General features: G+C 41.5%; 14 protein-coding genes. 2 read left to right on the top strand and 12 right to left on the bottom strand.

Going from position 1 to position 15,161, the window contains the following annotated elements:
* Positions 1-5: 5 nt before the first annotated feature.
* The 11 genes from G5S32_RS02810 to G5S32_RS02760 all read right to left on the bottom strand — a co-directional run bounded on the left by G5S32_RS02810 (position 6) and on the right by G5S32_RS02760 (position 9,600).
* The gene (locus G5S32_RS02810; protein WP_165310388.1) at positions 6-1,490 is read right to left on the bottom strand and encodes a TadA family conjugal transfer-associated ATPase; all 1,485 of its coding nucleotides are present in this window, start codon (positions 1,488-1,490) and stop codon (positions 6-8) included.
* A gap of 17 nt (positions 1,491-1,507) precedes the next feature.
* Positions 1,508-2,728 (bottom strand): CpaE/TadZ family protein, encoded by a 1,221-nt coding sequence (locus tag G5S32_RS02805; RefSeq protein ID WP_165310387.1) that lies wholly within the window; start codon positions 2,726-2,728, stop codon positions 1,508-1,510.
* Between the two features lie 16 nt (positions 2,729-2,744).
* The gene (locus G5S32_RS02800; protein ID WP_165310386.1) at positions 2,745-3,242 is read right to left on the bottom strand and encodes a TadE/TadG family type IV pilus assembly protein; all 498 of its coding nucleotides are present in this window, start codon (positions 3,240-3,242) and stop codon (positions 2,745-2,747) included.
* Complete coding sequence (locus G5S32_RS02795; RefSeq protein ID WP_165310385.1) at positions 3,239-3,682, bottom strand: TadE/TadG family type IV pilus assembly protein; 444 nt, start codon at positions 3,680-3,682, stop codon at positions 3,239-3,241. The genes G5S32_RS02800 and G5S32_RS02795 overlap by 4 nt, the downstream gene beginning before the upstream one ends.
* Before the next feature lie 3 nt (positions 3,683-3,685).
* Positions 3,686-4,957, bottom strand: coding sequence for a pilus assembly protein TadG-related protein (locus G5S32_RS02790; protein ID WP_165310384.1), 1,272 nt, complete (start codon positions 4,955-4,957; stop codon positions 3,686-3,688).
* A 12-nt stretch (positions 4,958-4,969) separates the two neighbouring features.
* On the bottom strand, positions 4,970-5,224 hold the full coding sequence (locus tag G5S32_RS02785) for a hypothetical protein (protein WP_165310383.1): 255 nt from the start codon (positions 5,222-5,224) through the stop codon (positions 4,970-4,972).
* Between the two features lie 11 nt (positions 5,225-5,235).
* Positions 5,236-6,708, bottom strand: a complete 1,473-nt coding sequence (locus G5S32_RS02780) for a type II and III secretion system protein family protein (RefSeq protein WP_165310382.1) — start codon at positions 6,706-6,708, stop codon at positions 5,236-5,238.
* Positions 6,709-6,716: 8 nt separating this feature from the next.
* The gene (cpaB, locus tag G5S32_RS02775) at positions 6,717-7,448 is read right to left on the bottom strand and encodes a Flp pilus assembly protein CpaB (RefSeq protein ID WP_165310381.1); all 732 of its coding nucleotides are present in this window, start codon (positions 7,446-7,448) and stop codon (positions 6,717-6,719) included.
* Positions 7,445-8,797, bottom strand: a complete 1,353-nt coding sequence (locus G5S32_RS02770; protein ID WP_165310380.1) for an ATP-binding protein — start codon at positions 8,795-8,797, stop codon at positions 7,445-7,447. The genes cpaB and G5S32_RS02770 overlap by 4 nt, the downstream gene beginning before the upstream one ends.
* A gap of 62 nt (positions 8,798-8,859) precedes the next feature.
* Positions 8,860-9,384: an A24 family peptidase gene (locus tag G5S32_RS02765; protein WP_165310379.1), complete on the bottom strand. Its 525-nt coding sequence runs from the start codon at positions 9,382-9,384 to the stop codon at positions 8,860-8,862.
* 9 nt (positions 9,385-9,393) lie between these two features.
* Positions 9,394-9,600, bottom strand: coding sequence for a Flp family type IVb pilin (locus tag G5S32_RS02760; protein WP_165310378.1), 207 nt, complete (start codon positions 9,598-9,600; stop codon positions 9,394-9,396).
* A 511-nt stretch (positions 9,601-10,111) separates the two neighbouring features.
* Here G5S32_RS02760 and G5S32_RS02755 point away from each other — a divergent pair.
* Positions 10,112-10,858 carry a helix-turn-helix domain-containing protein gene (locus G5S32_RS02755; RefSeq protein ID WP_165310377.1) on the top strand — a complete coding sequence of 249 codons (747 nt, stop codon included), beginning with the start codon at positions 10,112-10,114 and terminating at the stop codon, positions 10,856-10,858.
* Between the two features lie 156 nt (positions 10,859-11,014).
* Positions 11,015-12,700: an AMP-binding protein gene (locus G5S32_RS02750; protein ID WP_165310376.1), complete on the top strand. Its 1,686-nt coding sequence runs from the start codon at positions 11,015-11,017 to the stop codon at positions 12,698-12,700.
* Positions 12,701-12,971: 271 nt separating this feature from the next.
* Here G5S32_RS02750 and fusA read toward each other — a convergent pair whose 3' ends face one another.
* Positions 12,972-15,059: an elongation factor G gene (gene fusA, locus G5S32_RS02745; protein WP_165310375.1), complete on the bottom strand. Its 2,088-nt coding sequence runs from the start codon at positions 15,057-15,059 to the stop codon at positions 12,972-12,974.
* Between the last annotated feature and the right edge of the window lie 102 nt (positions 15,060-15,161).

The raw sequence follows: 15,161 nt of genomic DNA, 5'->3' as shown, positions 1-15,161 counted from the left end.
ACCCCCTACTCATACGTTTCATTGAAAATATCATAAGGTAAATGCCAACCTCTTTTTGATAGAGAATCATGGCATTGAGGAATCACACCAGTTGCAGTGAAATAGCCAATAACATTCCCTTCTTCGTCCATCCCCTGGCGTTGAAACTTAAAAATTTCAGACATGGTAATAATTTCGCCTTCCATACCATTAATCTCAGCGATACTAACCATACGACGTTTACCATCTTCTTGCCGTTCCATTTGCACCACTAAATGGATTGCGGATGCAATTTGCGCCCGTAGGTTTTTAGTGGAAATATTCCAACCAGCCATGGCAAACATGTTTTCAACCCGGCTTAATGCATCACGAGGTGTATTCGCGTGAATGGTTGCCAATGAACCATCATGACCAGTATTCATTGCTGCTAACATATCAACAGCCTCGCTGCCACGCACTTCCCCAAGAACAATTCGATCAGGTCTCATACGTAGCGAGTTCTTGACCAGATCCCTCTGAGTAATTTCACCTTTCCCTTCGAGGTTGGCTGGGCGTGTTTCTAGTCGAACCACATGAGGCTGTTGCAATTGCAACTCAGCGGAGTCTTCAATTGTTATGATTCGGTCATCACTCGGGATAAAACCGGAGAAGATATTTAAGGTAGTGGTTTTTCCAGAGCCAGTACCTCCAGAAATAAGAATATTCAGTTCACCTTTAACTGCCGCTTCGACAAACTTTGCCATCTGCTCAGAAATAGAGTTAAACGATAGCAAATTATCCATAGTCAACTTATCAACAGCAAAACGACGAATGGAAACAGAAGGGCCATCTAAAGCTAATGGCGGTATAATAGCGTTAACCCGAGAACCGTCAGCTAAGCGAGCATCCACCATTGGTGAGGATTCATCTATGCGTCGTCCAACCTGACTTACAATTCTATCAATGATGCTACGCAAATGTCGGTCATCAAGAAAGGTATACGGCGTTTTTTCCAACTTACCTCGGCGCTCAACAAACACACTTTTTGCACCATTTACCAAAATATCAGAAACAGTAGAGTCATTTAACAGAGGTTCCAATGGACCTAATCCAAACACCTCATCTTCAATTTGCTTGATAACACGCTTACGACCTTCCGCACTTAATGCATGACTTTGATCTTCAGCCATGAGTTGAACGACAGCATCGTGTAGGTCTTTTTTGGCCCGATCTTTCTCTAGACTCGAAAGTAATGCTAAGTCCAAAGTCTCGAGTAAACGTCGATGATAATAGTGCTTGGTGGCTTGTTCTTGTTCCAGCTGTTTACGAGTTTCATCTACTTCCCTACTTTTAGCCTCTGCTTCACGTAATTTGCGCTGTAAAGGACTCTCGTCCTGCTTTGGTGCTTCAAGATTTTGCTTAGAAGAGGTCGTAATGGGTTTTAGCCCCTCTTTATTTGTGATTGGAGAGACCTCTTCTTTACCAATATTTCCCTGAAAATCAGGATTAATACTCTTACGTTTGAAAAACATATTCTCTCCCTAATCCATCAGGAAAACAGACGTTTTAACCAACCCTTTTGAACTTTAACTGGCGCAAGAGTCTGTGACAGGTCCGCAACAGATTTTGTTATTGAACTATTTTTTCTCGATTCCACAAATGGTTTACCTAAATTGGCACTTTCTATTGCAGCTTTAAAATCATTTGGAATGATATGCATAGCAACACCAGTTAAGGTCTGTTCAATATCCTTAAGTCTAATTTGTTGCCGTTTTTCATAACGGTTAACGATAAGTTCAATCTGCTCCTTAGCAATGCCATACTCTAAAGTAAGAGCCTTAGTGATTCGGGTTGCATTTTTGATTGCAACCAAGTTTTGCTGAGTTACCAAAAATACCTTTGTTGCCTGTGATAATACTGGCGAAAACATACGATCGACCCCAGTAGATAAATCAACAAACACATAAGGATAAAACTCCAATAACGTCGGTAATAAGCGACCCATCTGCATAGCTTTATCAAAATTTTCATTGTGATTTTCATGTTTGAAACTTAAAACATGTAAACCTGAAGGGTGCTTAGATACTAGAGAATGTAACGATATTTCATCGAGATCTTTAACGTTCACAATGGCGTCATTAATACTGTAGGCAGGATTAATATTGAGGTAATCCATGACAACACCAAAGTGAATATCCAAATCTAATAGCAGTACTTTATCTTTATTTTTTTGTGCGACTTCTACTGCCGTATTTAAAGCAATAGTAGTGGCGCCAGAGCCACCTTTGGTATTAAGAAAAACGAATAATTGCCCCAATTTTCTGGATGCAATTTTCTCTTCAGCCACATTTTTCAACAACGGAATAAGATCCGTTATCGTAGAAGAATCAGAAATAAAATCAGCGGCACCCAATCTTAACGCTATTTTTAGCGCACCATTATCGCCCTCATCACCAAAAATAATTAAGGAGGTATTTGTTTCAGAGTGTTCTAGCATCGGGCCATCATAATTTTGTAACTCAACAACCTTTTGTGCCCAATTAGGGCCTGTTTCTACAAAAATAAGATCTGGTGGCGTAAAGTTTCTAAAACTATCAGCCATAACACTATGTAGTGAAATTGCTTCAAAAGTAATGCTTGGACATTTCGCAAGCTCATTCATCATATGAAGCTTGAAAGCATCACTTGAATATAATACCCAAATCGATAAATTGGTTTTTAATCTTATATTATTACTGTCACTACGAGACAATTTTACTGCTTCTCCCATAGAGGCTCCCTTTCTATCATGGTTTACACTCTGTATATTCTTCATTTCCTTCCTCGTCTCGTCGCTCAATGCCTAACGATTCTGAAGCTAATATAGTCTGAAATGGTGGCATATTGATTATGCCATTATTACCTAGAAAATTAAGTATGCCTGTAAACCCATAGGTATAATCGACTACTCTAGAGCGTACGTAATAGATAGAAGAAAATTCACCAACAGGATCATCGACTTTTTTTCCATCTTGATCTAAATAATCAATGATTAAGTTATCTTTACTAAATCCCCCTGGTTCCCTCTCACTAAAAGCCAAAGCTAATATTTGCTCTTTATGTTCATCATCCACTTGACAAACTGCAGCTATACGAGCAGATCGTCTTGTAAGATCATTCAATATCTGCATATTGAAAACAAAAACGCCTAATTCTAATATCGCAAAAATAATCAAAAAAACCGATGATGACACTATCGATAGTTCAATGAGAGTAATGCCATTTTGAAACTTAAGAGACTTCATGGCTTTGTCCTCATCACAGCAGACGAACTCATCGTTAAATCTGAAAGCGTGCCAAAATAGAGATAACGAAATATAGGTTGATAAGTATAATTAGCGGTGACTACGACATATTTATCATCAGCATCTTCATTATCGTAAGAAACAGACACATCACTGATAGCGAATGAGTTCAGTATGGGAAGGTCATCATCTTCCTTATTTTTCTTTCCATAAACGACCATATTTTTTACTAAATTAATATTGGCAATTGCGTAAGGAGTGGCTGTTCCATATACATCCCTAACTGCATAACGAACCGCATTTTGCACCGATTTACTTAGCGTATTATAACGAATATAAGCCGTGCCGAATTCGACTATAATGGTCAAAACAAGTACTAACAAAGGAAGTGTTATCAAAAACTCCACAGCCGCCAAGCCTTTATTTTTTCTAATAAACATAAATCAGCTTCCTTTATTATATGGGTCATCATAAAGAACAACTCTATACGCCCCACTATTACTACTTACTGAATTATTTACTGTATTATCCGATGCACACTCCTCTATGTATTCTCCTAATACAGGATTAGGTTCTGAACCACCACCATTATTTTCTGGTGCTCTTTGCAATAAAAAGAAGCACCCTACAGAAACAACATCATAATCACTTTTACCTGTTTCTCCTGTACTGCAATCAATAATAGGTACAGCTAAAACACGTCGGCCATTACCTGCTGAATATTCATCCACTTTCCCTGTTAAATAGTTAGCATAATTAATATTTAGCCCTGTACTGGAAACTTCATTACCATCATTAATTGAGGTAACTAATTCATTACTAATAATCGCTTCGGTAGTATTCGAATCTCCGGGATATGTTTCTTCCTCTAACCCGCCGCCTCGATTACCATTGGGATAATCGCCAAAACGAGTATTTAATCCGACGCCAACTTGTCCCATGGTACTACCCGTTTTAGAGGTTACGGTTCCATTCTCACTAACACATCCAGCGTAACCACCTGCTAATTGTTGTGACAAAGTATCATCATCGACATAGTCGATGAGTTGGAAGTTGCCGGCCCCCATATCAGAAGTATTTGAAGAGAGTTTTAGGGGATAAATTACATTATTTTTATAACCACCATTCTCAGGGTAAGTTCCTGTACCACTATCAAAACTGGTTGCACAAACAGCCATTGGCACCGCATTACAAGTTCCTCCACCAGAGCTGATACCAGCAACTGCACTGCTGGATAGCGTTTTATCAATGCCAAATATTTGCATGAAGAAGCTGTTTAAGTTGAGCCCTGAAAGCGCTACTCGAATGAAAATTTTTTGATCCATTGAAAACGAGCTATCAGGACACGCTGCCGTTGGATCGGTGGGATCAGGCAAAGGAAAAGTCGAGAGGTCATTGGAAAAAGTGACACACAATTGAACACTTTCAGCAGAAAAATCGAGTTCTTGAAAACCTTCGGACGCAGACAATTCATCCAAAGTATCCTCTACTGCTTGCCTTGCACTTACTTCTGACTTACTGCGATCTAAAATATAAGCAGCAGCAATTGCGGCTGAATCGACACTGTTTTGCAATTTGGTGCGATTCATAAACGTATGGTTAATATCAATGGCTAGCACTGCTATGCCCAAAAATGCAAACAGTGCAAAAGTCACAATCACAGCAACCAGACCTCGCTGTTTCCGCATACTGCGGACTGGATGATGTGTTTTCATATCTGCCTCAACTTAGTTGGCAAAACCAGTTAAAACTTGGCTATTAGCACTTTGCAGTGATTCGCCTTTCTTACCTGTGTAAGTGCTGTATACCCCTTCCATTTTTTCGCCATTTCCTTCAGGTATTACCTCCAGATTTTCCAGCGTCGCATTAGGGTTATAAATTTGCTGCTGCTTAACCAAATTCTGGTGGTAGCCCAATGGCTCTGGATTAGCACAGCCAACGACTGTTGAGAGTGTAACGAGCATTAAAAAGACGTATTTCATTAATATTCTCCCTACATCTCATGACCAAATGAACCTTCAGAACCACCACGAGAAGTGTCTTCAATCTCTTGCTGGTCTTGCGGTTGTTGCTGTTGCTCATCTTGTGGATTTACAATATCAGCGCCCTTACCTAACAGATAATATTTGATATCTGTGGGCTCAACGAAAGCATCGGTCGGTAATGTAATTTTAGAACGATCGATTGGTTTCGCCAGCCGAGGCGTAACCAGAATGACTAATTCTGTTTCCCCAGAAATGTACTCTTTACTGCCAAATAGCTGCCCTAAGACGGGAAGATCGCCAAGCCCAGGAATTCGATTGACCGAATCACGAACATTTTCACTTAATAGACCTGCGATACCAATCGTTTGACCATCAGCTAACTCAAGTGTTGACGATGCACTGCGACGAGTAATGGGGGGAATATAATAGGTAGCATTAGTTCCAGAGGCATTGAGAGAAAGGCTGGTCGAGGTAGCAATTTCACTGACATCCACCGCCAAATTCAGGTTAATTTTCTTATCGCTCAATACGGTAGGAACAAACTTAACGCCCACACCATATTCTTTGTAAGACACAGTAATCCCATCGTCACTAGGAACAGGGATTGGGAATTCGCCACCAGCTAAAAATTCTGCATTCGAACCGCTTAATGCAGTCAAATTAGGCTCTGCCAACACTTTCGCAACACCAGTGTTTTTTGCAATATCGAGCGCTAATGTGAAGAGAGTATTGCCGTCAATAAAAGAGGTGAGTAACCCTGTACTATCCACAGCAGCGGTGCTAAAAACAGGCGACACGATAGTTCCAACATCCGTATTCGCAATTCCACCGCCAATAGTAGTACCACCAAGCGAGAAGCTACCGTTGCTTTGTAAGAAATTAAAATTAGTACCAAACCGTCTGACTAAGCTTCGCTGAACTTCAGCAACGGTCACTTCCAGCATTACCTGCTGAGCGCCACCAATCGTCATTAAGTTAACCACTCCCGTACTGCTATCTTTCGCATTACGAGTGCCCATTGCATCATCGGCAGATTGACCTGCGGCATAAGTCTCTGCAAGCCGTAGCGCCAGATTCATTTTTTCTAACGAGCTTACCTGACCACTCAAAATCAAACGGTTCTGTGCACTTTGCACATTCACCGTTTCATTAGGCAAAATTTCAAACAGTTTAGACTTGAGGTTATTAACATCATGAGTCACTTCAATGTTGATAGACTCAATCAGCTGTCCTCTACTGTTCCATGCCATAAGATTGGTTGAACCCAGTTTTTTACCAATCAGAAACAGCTCATCCGCCTTTAACATCACTATGTCCAAAACGTCAGGATCACCCAGAGATACGCGGCTCGCCTTCCCTGCTAGTTCAACAAAGGTTGACTTATGATGTGGCACATTGACCGTCTTACCACTTTGTGTTGCAGCATTGACTCCATAACTCAAGGTAACCATCAGTGTCAGCGCGATTATTATTGTTTTCATCTTTCACCTCACTCATTGACGCGAACGCTGGATGAGCTCGTTCCTTTAATAATGGTTACTCGGGGGGCAACATAGCTATTCACTACTTTTGGTTCCACCGCATTCGGGTTACGCAAAGCGAGTTGAATCGCACCTTTACTGTTTGCCGTGAGTAATTTCTCCGCTTCTTTGGGAGCCACTTCCAGAGTCACCGCCCGAACAATGATGGGCTTGTTCTCTTTGGTTCTTGCTGTTTGGTCCACTGCCAATACTTTTATGTCTTTCAACACAGTGTAAGTATATGAATTTACAGTACTTAATATGTCCACTCGGTTACCAGGAAGCAAAAAACCCGCCACCCCAATAACGTCATTGACTCGTATGGTTACTGCTCGTTTGTCTTCTGGAATCAAAGTGGCCAAAGTGGCACCCTGCCCCGGCGCATTAATGTGCTCAGCAATAACAATTTCATCAGGATAGATATTATCGGTTGCCACCATACCCACCAACGTACTGGTATCGGTGAATTGGTTTTCAGCCCGCCACGCTTTTTCTAATTGTTTGATGGTGAAGTGCTGCTCATTAAGTACAGTCCCTGCAGCAATTTCCACGGATGCTACGATGACAGGTTCCCTTTCGACCACTTCCACTTTGGTTTGAGGCCGGGCTTGTCTATCCATCCACTGTTTAGCAAAAAATACCGCACCTAAACCAAAAATTATCGATAATAAGAACAACAAAATAATTTGATTACGGCTCATCGAGCACCCCCTCCGTTACCATCCGCAGTGAAATAAACCTGCCATGCCCGTTGTAAAATTTCGGGCGTAATAACTGGCTCGGCCTCTTCAAATGCAATGATGTCTCGACTGATTCCTATAATGTCTTTCGGTAAACAGGGGTAAAAACCGACACTATGCTGCGTGTGTAATTGATACAAACTGTCGAAAGACGCAGACTGCACAGACAAAGAACGACCACTCGCCATACTTTCCCATAGGGCGTGATATTCCGATTTGTGCAGTGGATGAAACTGAATTTTGTAGCCTAAACGACGTAGAAAAGCAGGGTCACTGATTTTTTCTGGGTCTAAGTTAGTGGAAAATGCTAGGGTCAAAATAAAAGGAATGGTAATTTGCTGTCCGTTAGGCAGAGATAAATGGTCAAAAAAGTACTCCATCGGCACTATCCAGCGATTCAAAATCGTATCAACTGGCATAGGTTGACGCCCAAGGTCGTCAATCACCAAAATACCGTTATTGGCCATCATTTGCAGTGGTGCCATCCATACTCGATTATGTTCGGTATGGTTAACTTCCAGCATATCCATTGTCAGCTCACCGCCCACTTGAATACTTGGGCGTTCGCATAGCACCCAGCGACGATCATATTGATCTTTATAAGTCAGACTTTGCTGCTGGGCATTATTTGCAGCTACAGGTTTATGATGCTGTTGCGAATAGACTTTAATAATATTCCCCGCGGCATAAACCGCATAAGGAATGTAGACCGAGGTATTGAGCGAGTTGAGTAGCCTTGTCGCCACGTAGGTTTTGCCCGTCCCGGCATCTCCATACAATAATAACGCTCGACCTGAGTTAATCGCTGGGCCTAATACTGATATCATTCGCTCAGCGCCAAACACATCACTCATAGCACGGGTAACATCGGGACGAGTCACCAATTTAGCCCGCACATCCTGCTCTTTAACCATAGCGTAATAATCTTGCAATGATACCGGTGCGGGTCCTAGATAGGCGTCGCGAGCAAAAGCGTTATCCGCTTCTTGCATACCCGTTTCAGATAACCCATAACGTACATGACCAGAAGACTGGGCTAAATAGCTGTTACTTTCTGCTTGATAAACTTCGACTAAAGACTTTTTGCGTAATACCGCTATAAGATCTTCAATCATATGGCTGCTAATGGCCATCAAGCGAGTCAATTGCAAAATATCCGATTTAGGATAAGCGACTAGCTGCTTAAGCAGCAAGTTTTCCAACACGGCTTGCGGAATGTGCAGCTCATCAAATGCTGTAGGCACTTTTGGCGCATCCGCCTGAGGAGTGAGCGCTGTTTTCGAAACTTCTTTTTGTAGTACTTCTGCCATAGCTACATCCTTTAGCGAGACGAGAGATTGAAAACTAAAAAAGATTAAAATTGGTAAAAACGCTAACCGTGAAAGTAGTGATACATGGCGAGCGCCACAATCAAAACGGGAGCAAATGGCATATAAGCGAGATTGCGTCTGCTCTTGAAATCATCTTTAAGTTGATACGCCTGTATTGAAATAGTGTGGGCAATATTGCCTTTACTGTTATTAACGCGTGTTGCCTGCCCTGCAAGTTCAAGCCGATTTAGCAACCAGTACATGCCACCAATAAAAACACAACTCACCGCCAAATATTGTGCAAACAAAGGCAGTTGAATGAGACCTAGCATTAAACCCAAAACGCCAAACAGCTTTACATCTCCCGCCGCCATAATTTTCAACACGTAGAAAATTAAACCGATAAAGAAAGCTGCGACGAAACCTGCGATATGCAACAACCATCCTTGTTGAATTACAGACGGTTCTATGAAGCTAGCCACAAAGCTTAATACGACTAGCAACAACACCAGTGAATTGGGTATCCGATACTCACGAGCATCGAATACCCCAACAATTACAAGAATGACCCAGATAGTAATCAACATATCCTTAGATTATTCAGCAGCAACACCACATGTTCCTGCAGTGCCTTCAACACAATCAACGATATCGTCTACTCCGTTTTTAATTGCGTCTCCTAGGCTACCAAAAGCAGCCGCTAGTCCTGCAACAATCAACGAACCGGCAACCACATATTCCACCGCACTAAGTCCATCTTCGTCAGCCCAAAAAGCTTTAACTTGTTCAATAAACTTATTCATTTGAGACCCCCCTTTTTAAATGGCTCATTTCTAATGTAGAGAGTTCTTAAATTAGCAGTTAGGACTTTTTTGTCTTCTTTTGGTACTTTTTTAATCCAAAAGATTATTTTTACGGAAAGTTTTTCTCAAACTAAAAGGTGAATTAGCACTAATTTGTAACGCCATATCCGTTATCAATCCTTTTATAAATAAGCATGAGTACCGAAGATACAAATGGTTAATACTGAGTAATTTATCTATTTATAAGTTTGATTAATTTACAATTGAACTTTCTCATTATTGAAACCAATAAAAAAAATTACATTTACAAAATGAATGGACATCACTTATTAACAAGATGAACTCACTATTTTTGGGACAATGTACTGCAACTTAAGAATGACGACTTGCACTTTCTCTCCATGACTCTACGCTTACAGTGCTATGACGCTTTTTTGACACAATTAACAGTTACCTGACATTGATATAAACGACTTGAGATTGCTAGTCTTCGAAAGGATGATATTCACTTATGGCAACAAAACATGTCGCGCATTGGCTTGGAAGCCCTGTCAATCAATTACCTCAACAGGTACAAGATGCTTGTCATTCATGCTTTACCATTATTGAACATGGTCAAGATGTCTCCATATTGAGCGAAGCCAATATTCACTACTCACTTTTTTTTCTGCATGGCGCAGAATACCAAGAGTTACTACTCACCGCTCTGAGAATTTGTGTAAACCTTAATAAATACTTGGTTATTATTCATGACGGCAACTTTGATAAAATGATTCACCGTAATGATGTCATTTTTGCAACCATGGATATCACTCAAGATGACCCATTAATTATCACCGATGCTATCTGTGAAAAATTAAGCTTAAAATTTTCAAGTAGTTATAAAACCTCAAATTTGAGATCTCAAAGCCTCGCTAACTCATCGCAAAACATGAGCAAAGAGATGCAGGAGATATTAAGGCATATTGAACTCAATCTAACTCAAGATATTCGCGAAGAAGACGTCGCAAGTTATTGCCATTATTCCATTTCCTACTTTTCTAAACTGTTCAAAAAAATGGTGGGCGTGAGTTTTCGCGATTATATTTGCAGCAAGCGAATCACACTGGCAAAACGTTTACTGCTTGAAGAACCAAACGCAAAGATAGCTTTTGTCGCCTATCAGTGCGGTTACCACGATGTATCCTATTTCTCGCGAATTTTTAAAAAGAAAACCGGAATTAGCCCAGGCCTATTTCGGCAGGTAAATGTCCCTTAAAGTTACAAATTTTCACGTTTTGCTCTTTTTCGAACTGACCAATACGTGCTAATGTTAATTTAAATTAACATTTTAATAACAACTGTTTTTTTATAACAACTGTTTTTTATAATAATAAGTCTTTTATAACCAAGCGCTGTTGTATGGAGTTCGAAAATGATTCTGCCAAATGAGTCACATCAAGCTTACTGCTCTCTCCCTCCGCCAAACGAAATGATTCTAAAATGGGCCAAAGAGCGTCCGAATGACATTTATCTTAAACAGATAATTAACCGCCAATTTGTTGAATTTACCTATGCTGACGTTGCCAATAATGCTTTGCGCTTAGTTTCTGCGCTGCGAGATCTCGGCGCCAAACCTGGAGATAAGGTTGCTCTGATTTCCAAAAACTGTGCCGAATGGTTTATTTGCGATTTAGCCATGATGCTTGGTGATTACATCAGTGTACCTATTTTTCCAACCGCAGGCGCTGACACTATCGAATACTGCCTCAGCCATAGTGGCAGCCAACACATCATTGTCGGTAAGTTGGATGATAGTGAGGCTGTCATTACGGTTTTAAATGAAATGCCGAATGTCATCAGTATTGCATTACCCTACGACTCTGCACCGAAATGCCAATACTATTATCAGGATCTCATCAAGCAATACCCACCAAGTTCAGAAAGAGTTCAACACCATGATGATAAGCTAATGTCACTGGTTTATACCTCCGGAACCTCTGGTCAGCCCAAGGGGGCAATGTTGACGTATGGTGCATTTACTTGGTCTGTACAACAACTGATCAATCTTATTAACTTAAGAGAAGACGATCGCCTCTTCTCATATCTTCCTTTGGCTCATATAACCGAACGCGTTTATATTTTTGGTACGTCTATCCAAGGTGGTGTACAAACGGCTTTTCCTGAATCACTTGAGACGTTTATTGAAGACGTCAGAATGCAGCGACCCACATTTTTTATTTCGGTACCCCGTCTATGGACTTTGTTCCAACAACGAATCCTCGATAAGTTACCACAGCGCAAACTTAATATTTTGCTGAAAGTACCTTTTCTGAACTCACTGATTAAACGAAAAATCGCAGATAGCTTAGGATTAAATAACGCCAGAATACTTGGCTGTGGCTCAGCACCTGTTTCGCCGGCACTGCTTAGTTGGTATCACCAGATTGGGTTAAATATCACTGAAGCTTGGGGGATGACGGAGTCATTCGCCTATAGCACCATTAACTACCCATTTCGAGCAGACAAAATTGGTACAGTAGGAAACTCTGGTCCAGGGGTGAAGATTAAAATCGCTGAAGATGGCGAAATTCTGGTTCTCAGCAAGGGGTTGTTCTCCGGTTATTACAATAATGACATAGCTACTAAAGAGTCATTCGATAATGAGGGGTGGCTTCACACTGGTGATATTGGCTCGATAGACAGCGATGGTTATCTCAGTATTCAAGGCCGCAAGAAAGACACCTTTAAAACAGCAAAAGGTAAATTCGTTGCGCCAGTGCCTATTGAAAAGAAACTGTTCGAATATTCTCGGGTAGAAATGATGTGTATGATTGGCTTGGGCCTACCAGCGCCAATTCTACTGGTTGTGCCTCATGCATTCCCACACTTTGACCGTTCACGTTACGAGCGAACCACTGAAAAAATAATCAAACGTATTAATGCTGAAGTGGAAACACACGAACAGATAAAAGGCGTTTTGATGATCAAAGAGCCTTGGTCGATAGCCAATGGTATTTTGACTCCAACGCTAAAAATCAAACGCCATGTTTTGGAAAAAAAATATCATGAGATCGGGCAAAACTGGCCCAAAGATCAACTGATTGTTTGGGAAAAGTGATACCATTCTGGAAAACTTCCTGATCAGTGAATGGGCGTCGATAAGCAAACCCTCTGAGCCATGGATGGCTCGGCGGAGCTTCAGGGACGAATAAATGCGCGTTTGCGTTTGACGTCCATTCGCTGCACGCCGATGCCCAGTCTGATCATATTTTTATCTAGAATGGTATGATCTTTCATTTGACTAAATAGTACCGATAAAAAGAAACCCCACCAGCTTTCACTGATGGGGTTTTCTAATACTTATTAACTATTTAATAGCTAACTAGGCATTATTTCTTAGCGTTACGCTCTTTAACTTCAGCGATAACTTTTTCTGCTACGTTAGCAGGACATGGTGCGTAGTGTGCGAACTCCATAGAGAACTGACCACGACCAGAAGTCATTGTACGTAGTGTACCGATGTAGCCGAACATTTCAGATAGTGGAACGTCTGCTTTGATACGTACGCCAGTAGCTGCTGCTTGTTGGTCTTTGATCATACCACGACGACGGTTAAGGTCACCGATTACGTCACCAACGTGATCTTCTGGAGTGAATACGTCAACTTTCATGATTGGCTCTAGAAGTTGCGCGCCAGCTTTAGGCATAGTTTGACGGAATGCGCCTTTCGCTGCGATTTCAAATGCGATAGCAGATGAGTCAACTGCGTGGAAGCCACCGTCGAATAGCTCAACTTCAACGTCTAGCGTAGGGAAGCCAGCTAGAACACCGTGAGCCATCATTCCTTCAAAGCCTTTTTCTACTGCAGGCCAGAATTCTTTAGGTACGTTACCACCAACAACTGTTGATTTGAACGTGAAGCCTGAGTTTGGCTCACCTGGTTTGATACGGTAGTCAATCTTACCGAACTGACCAGAACCACCAGATTGTTTCTTGTGTGTGTAGCTATCTTCAACAGCTTTAGTGATTGTTTCACGGTAAGCTACTTGAGGAGCACCAACAATTAGTTCAACACCGTAAGTACGCTTAAGGATGTCCACTTTGATGTCTAGGTGAAGCTCGCCCATGCCTTTAAGGATGGTTTCGCCTGAATCTTCGTCAGTTTCAACTTGGAAAGATGGATCTTCTGCAACCATTTTACCAATCGCGATACCCATTTTCTCAGAACCGTTTTTATCTTTAGGCGCAACAGCGATAGAGATTACAGGCTCAGGGAAGATCATTGGTTCTAGAGTACATTCGTGTTTAACATCACATAGAGTGTGACCAGTTTGAACGTTCTTCATACCAACGATAGCGATGATGTCACCAGCTTGAGCTTCAGTGATCTCAGTACGGTCGTTCGCTTGCATCTCAACCATACGGCCGATACGCTCAGTTTTACCAGTTGCAGAGTTAAGAATGGTGTCACCCTTCTTAATGCGACCTGAGTAAATACGTACGAATGTAAGAGCACCAAAACGGTCATCCATGATCTTAAATGCAAGAGCTTTAAGTGGTAGCTCAGCGTCTACGATCGCTTTCTCACCAGTTGGTTCACCAGTTTCTGGGTCTGTTAGATCTTGTGGCTCAACTTCTGTTGGGCTTGGTAGGTAATCTACTACTGCGTCAAGAACAAGTTGCATACCTTTGTTTTTGAATGCAGAACCACAGAATGTTGGGAAGAACGCTAGGTCACGAGTACCTTTACGGATACAAGCTTTAACTTGCTCAACAGTTGGCTCTTCGCCTTCCATGTAAGCCATCATTAGCTCGTCATCTTGCTCAACTGCTGTTTCGATCAGCATTTCACGGTATGTTTCTACATCGTCAACCATGTCTGCAGGAACGTCTTGGATTGAGTAGTTCTCTGGAAGACCAGAGTCATCCCATACGTATGCTTGACGGTTTAGGATATCAACCACACCTACGAAATCGTCTTCACGACCGATAGGTAGAGTCATAACTAGTGGGTTTGCACCAAGTACGTTTTTAACTTGCTCAACTACGTTGAAGAAGTCTGCACCCATACGGTCTAGTTTGTTTACGAAAATGATACGTGAAACTTCAGATTCGTTAGCGTAACGCCAGTTAGTTTCTGACTGAGGTTCTACACCGCCAGAACCACAGAATACACCGATACCGCCATCAAGAACTTTAAGTGAACGGTATACTTCAACTGTAAAGTCAACGTGTCCAGGAGTATCGATAACGTTTAGACGGTGATTTTTCCACTCACACGTTACAGCTGCTGACTGGATAGTAATACCGCGCTCTGCTTCTTGAACCATGAAGTCTGTAGTAGACTCACCATCGTGAACCTCACCAGTTCTATGGATTTTACCTGTAAGCTTTAGAATACGCTCAGTGGTAGTGGTTTTACCCGCGTCAACGTGCGCGAAAATACCAATGTTTCTGTATTTCGATAAATCTGCCATTGTCTTACTCTGTTAATAGGATATAAAATGCGCGCAGAGTATATCATAATCTGTCAAGACTGATACCCCTGCAAGCCGCTGCCCTTAAAAAATATTTAACTA

Origin of the sequence: Vibrio ziniensis, from assembly GCF_011064285.1 — a bacterium.
Lineage (GTDB): Bacteria > Pseudomonadota > Gammaproteobacteria > Enterobacterales > Vibrionaceae > Vibrio > Vibrio ziniensis.
The sequence above is the reverse complement of the archived record's forward strand: the minus strand, read 5'-3'. Positions and strand labels throughout refer to the sequence as shown.

Coding starts and splice junctions, on each gene's coding strand:
- G5S32_RS02750 (WP_165310376.1), top strand. CDS start 11,015: ATGATTCTGCCAAATGAGTCACATCAAGCTTACTGCTCTCTCCCTCCG.
- fusA (WP_165310375.1), bottom strand. CDS start 15,059: ATGGCAGATTTATCGAAATACAGAAACATTGGTATTTTCGCGCACGTT.
- G5S32_RS02790 (WP_165310384.1), bottom strand. CDS start 4,957: ATGAAAACACATCATCCAGTCCGCAGTATGCGGAAACAGCGAGGTCTG.
- G5S32_RS02755 (WP_165310377.1), top strand. CDS start 10,112: ATGGCAACAAAACATGTCGCGCATTGGCTTGGAAGCCCTGTCAATCAA.
- G5S32_RS02780 (WP_165310382.1), bottom strand. CDS start 6,708: ATGAAAACAATAATAATCGCGCTGACACTGATGGTTACCTTGAGTTAT.
- G5S32_RS02800 (WP_165310386.1), bottom strand. CDS start 3,242: ATGAAGTCTCTTAAGTTTCAAAATGGCATTACTCTCATTGAACTATCG.
- G5S32_RS02760 (WP_165310378.1), bottom strand. CDS start 9,600: ATGAATAAGTTTATTGAACAAGTTAAAGCTTTTTGGGCTGACGAAGAT.
- G5S32_RS02795 (WP_165310385.1), bottom strand. CDS start 3,682: ATGTTTATTAGAAAAAATAAAGGCTTGGCGGCTGTGGAGTTTTTGATA.
- G5S32_RS02770 (WP_165310380.1), bottom strand. CDS start 8,797: ATGGCAGAAGTACTACAAAAAGAAGTTTCGAAAACAGCGCTCACTCCT.
- cpaB (WP_165310381.1), bottom strand. CDS start 7,448: ATGAGCCGTAATCAAATTATTTTGTTGTTCTTATTATCGATAATTTTT.
- G5S32_RS02785 (WP_165310383.1), bottom strand. CDS start 5,224: ATGAAATACGTCTTTTTAATGCTCGTTACACTCTCAACAGTCGTTGGC.
- G5S32_RS02805 (WP_165310387.1), bottom strand. CDS start 2,728: ATGGGAGAAGCAGTAAAATTGTCTCGTAGTGACAGTAATAATATAAGA.
- G5S32_RS02765 (WP_165310379.1), bottom strand. CDS start 9,384: ATGTTGATTACTATCTGGGTCATTCTTGTAATTGTTGGGGTATTCGAT.
- G5S32_RS02810 (WP_165310388.1), bottom strand. CDS start 1,490: ATGTTTTTCAAACGTAAGAGTATTAATCCTGATTTTCAGGGAAATATT.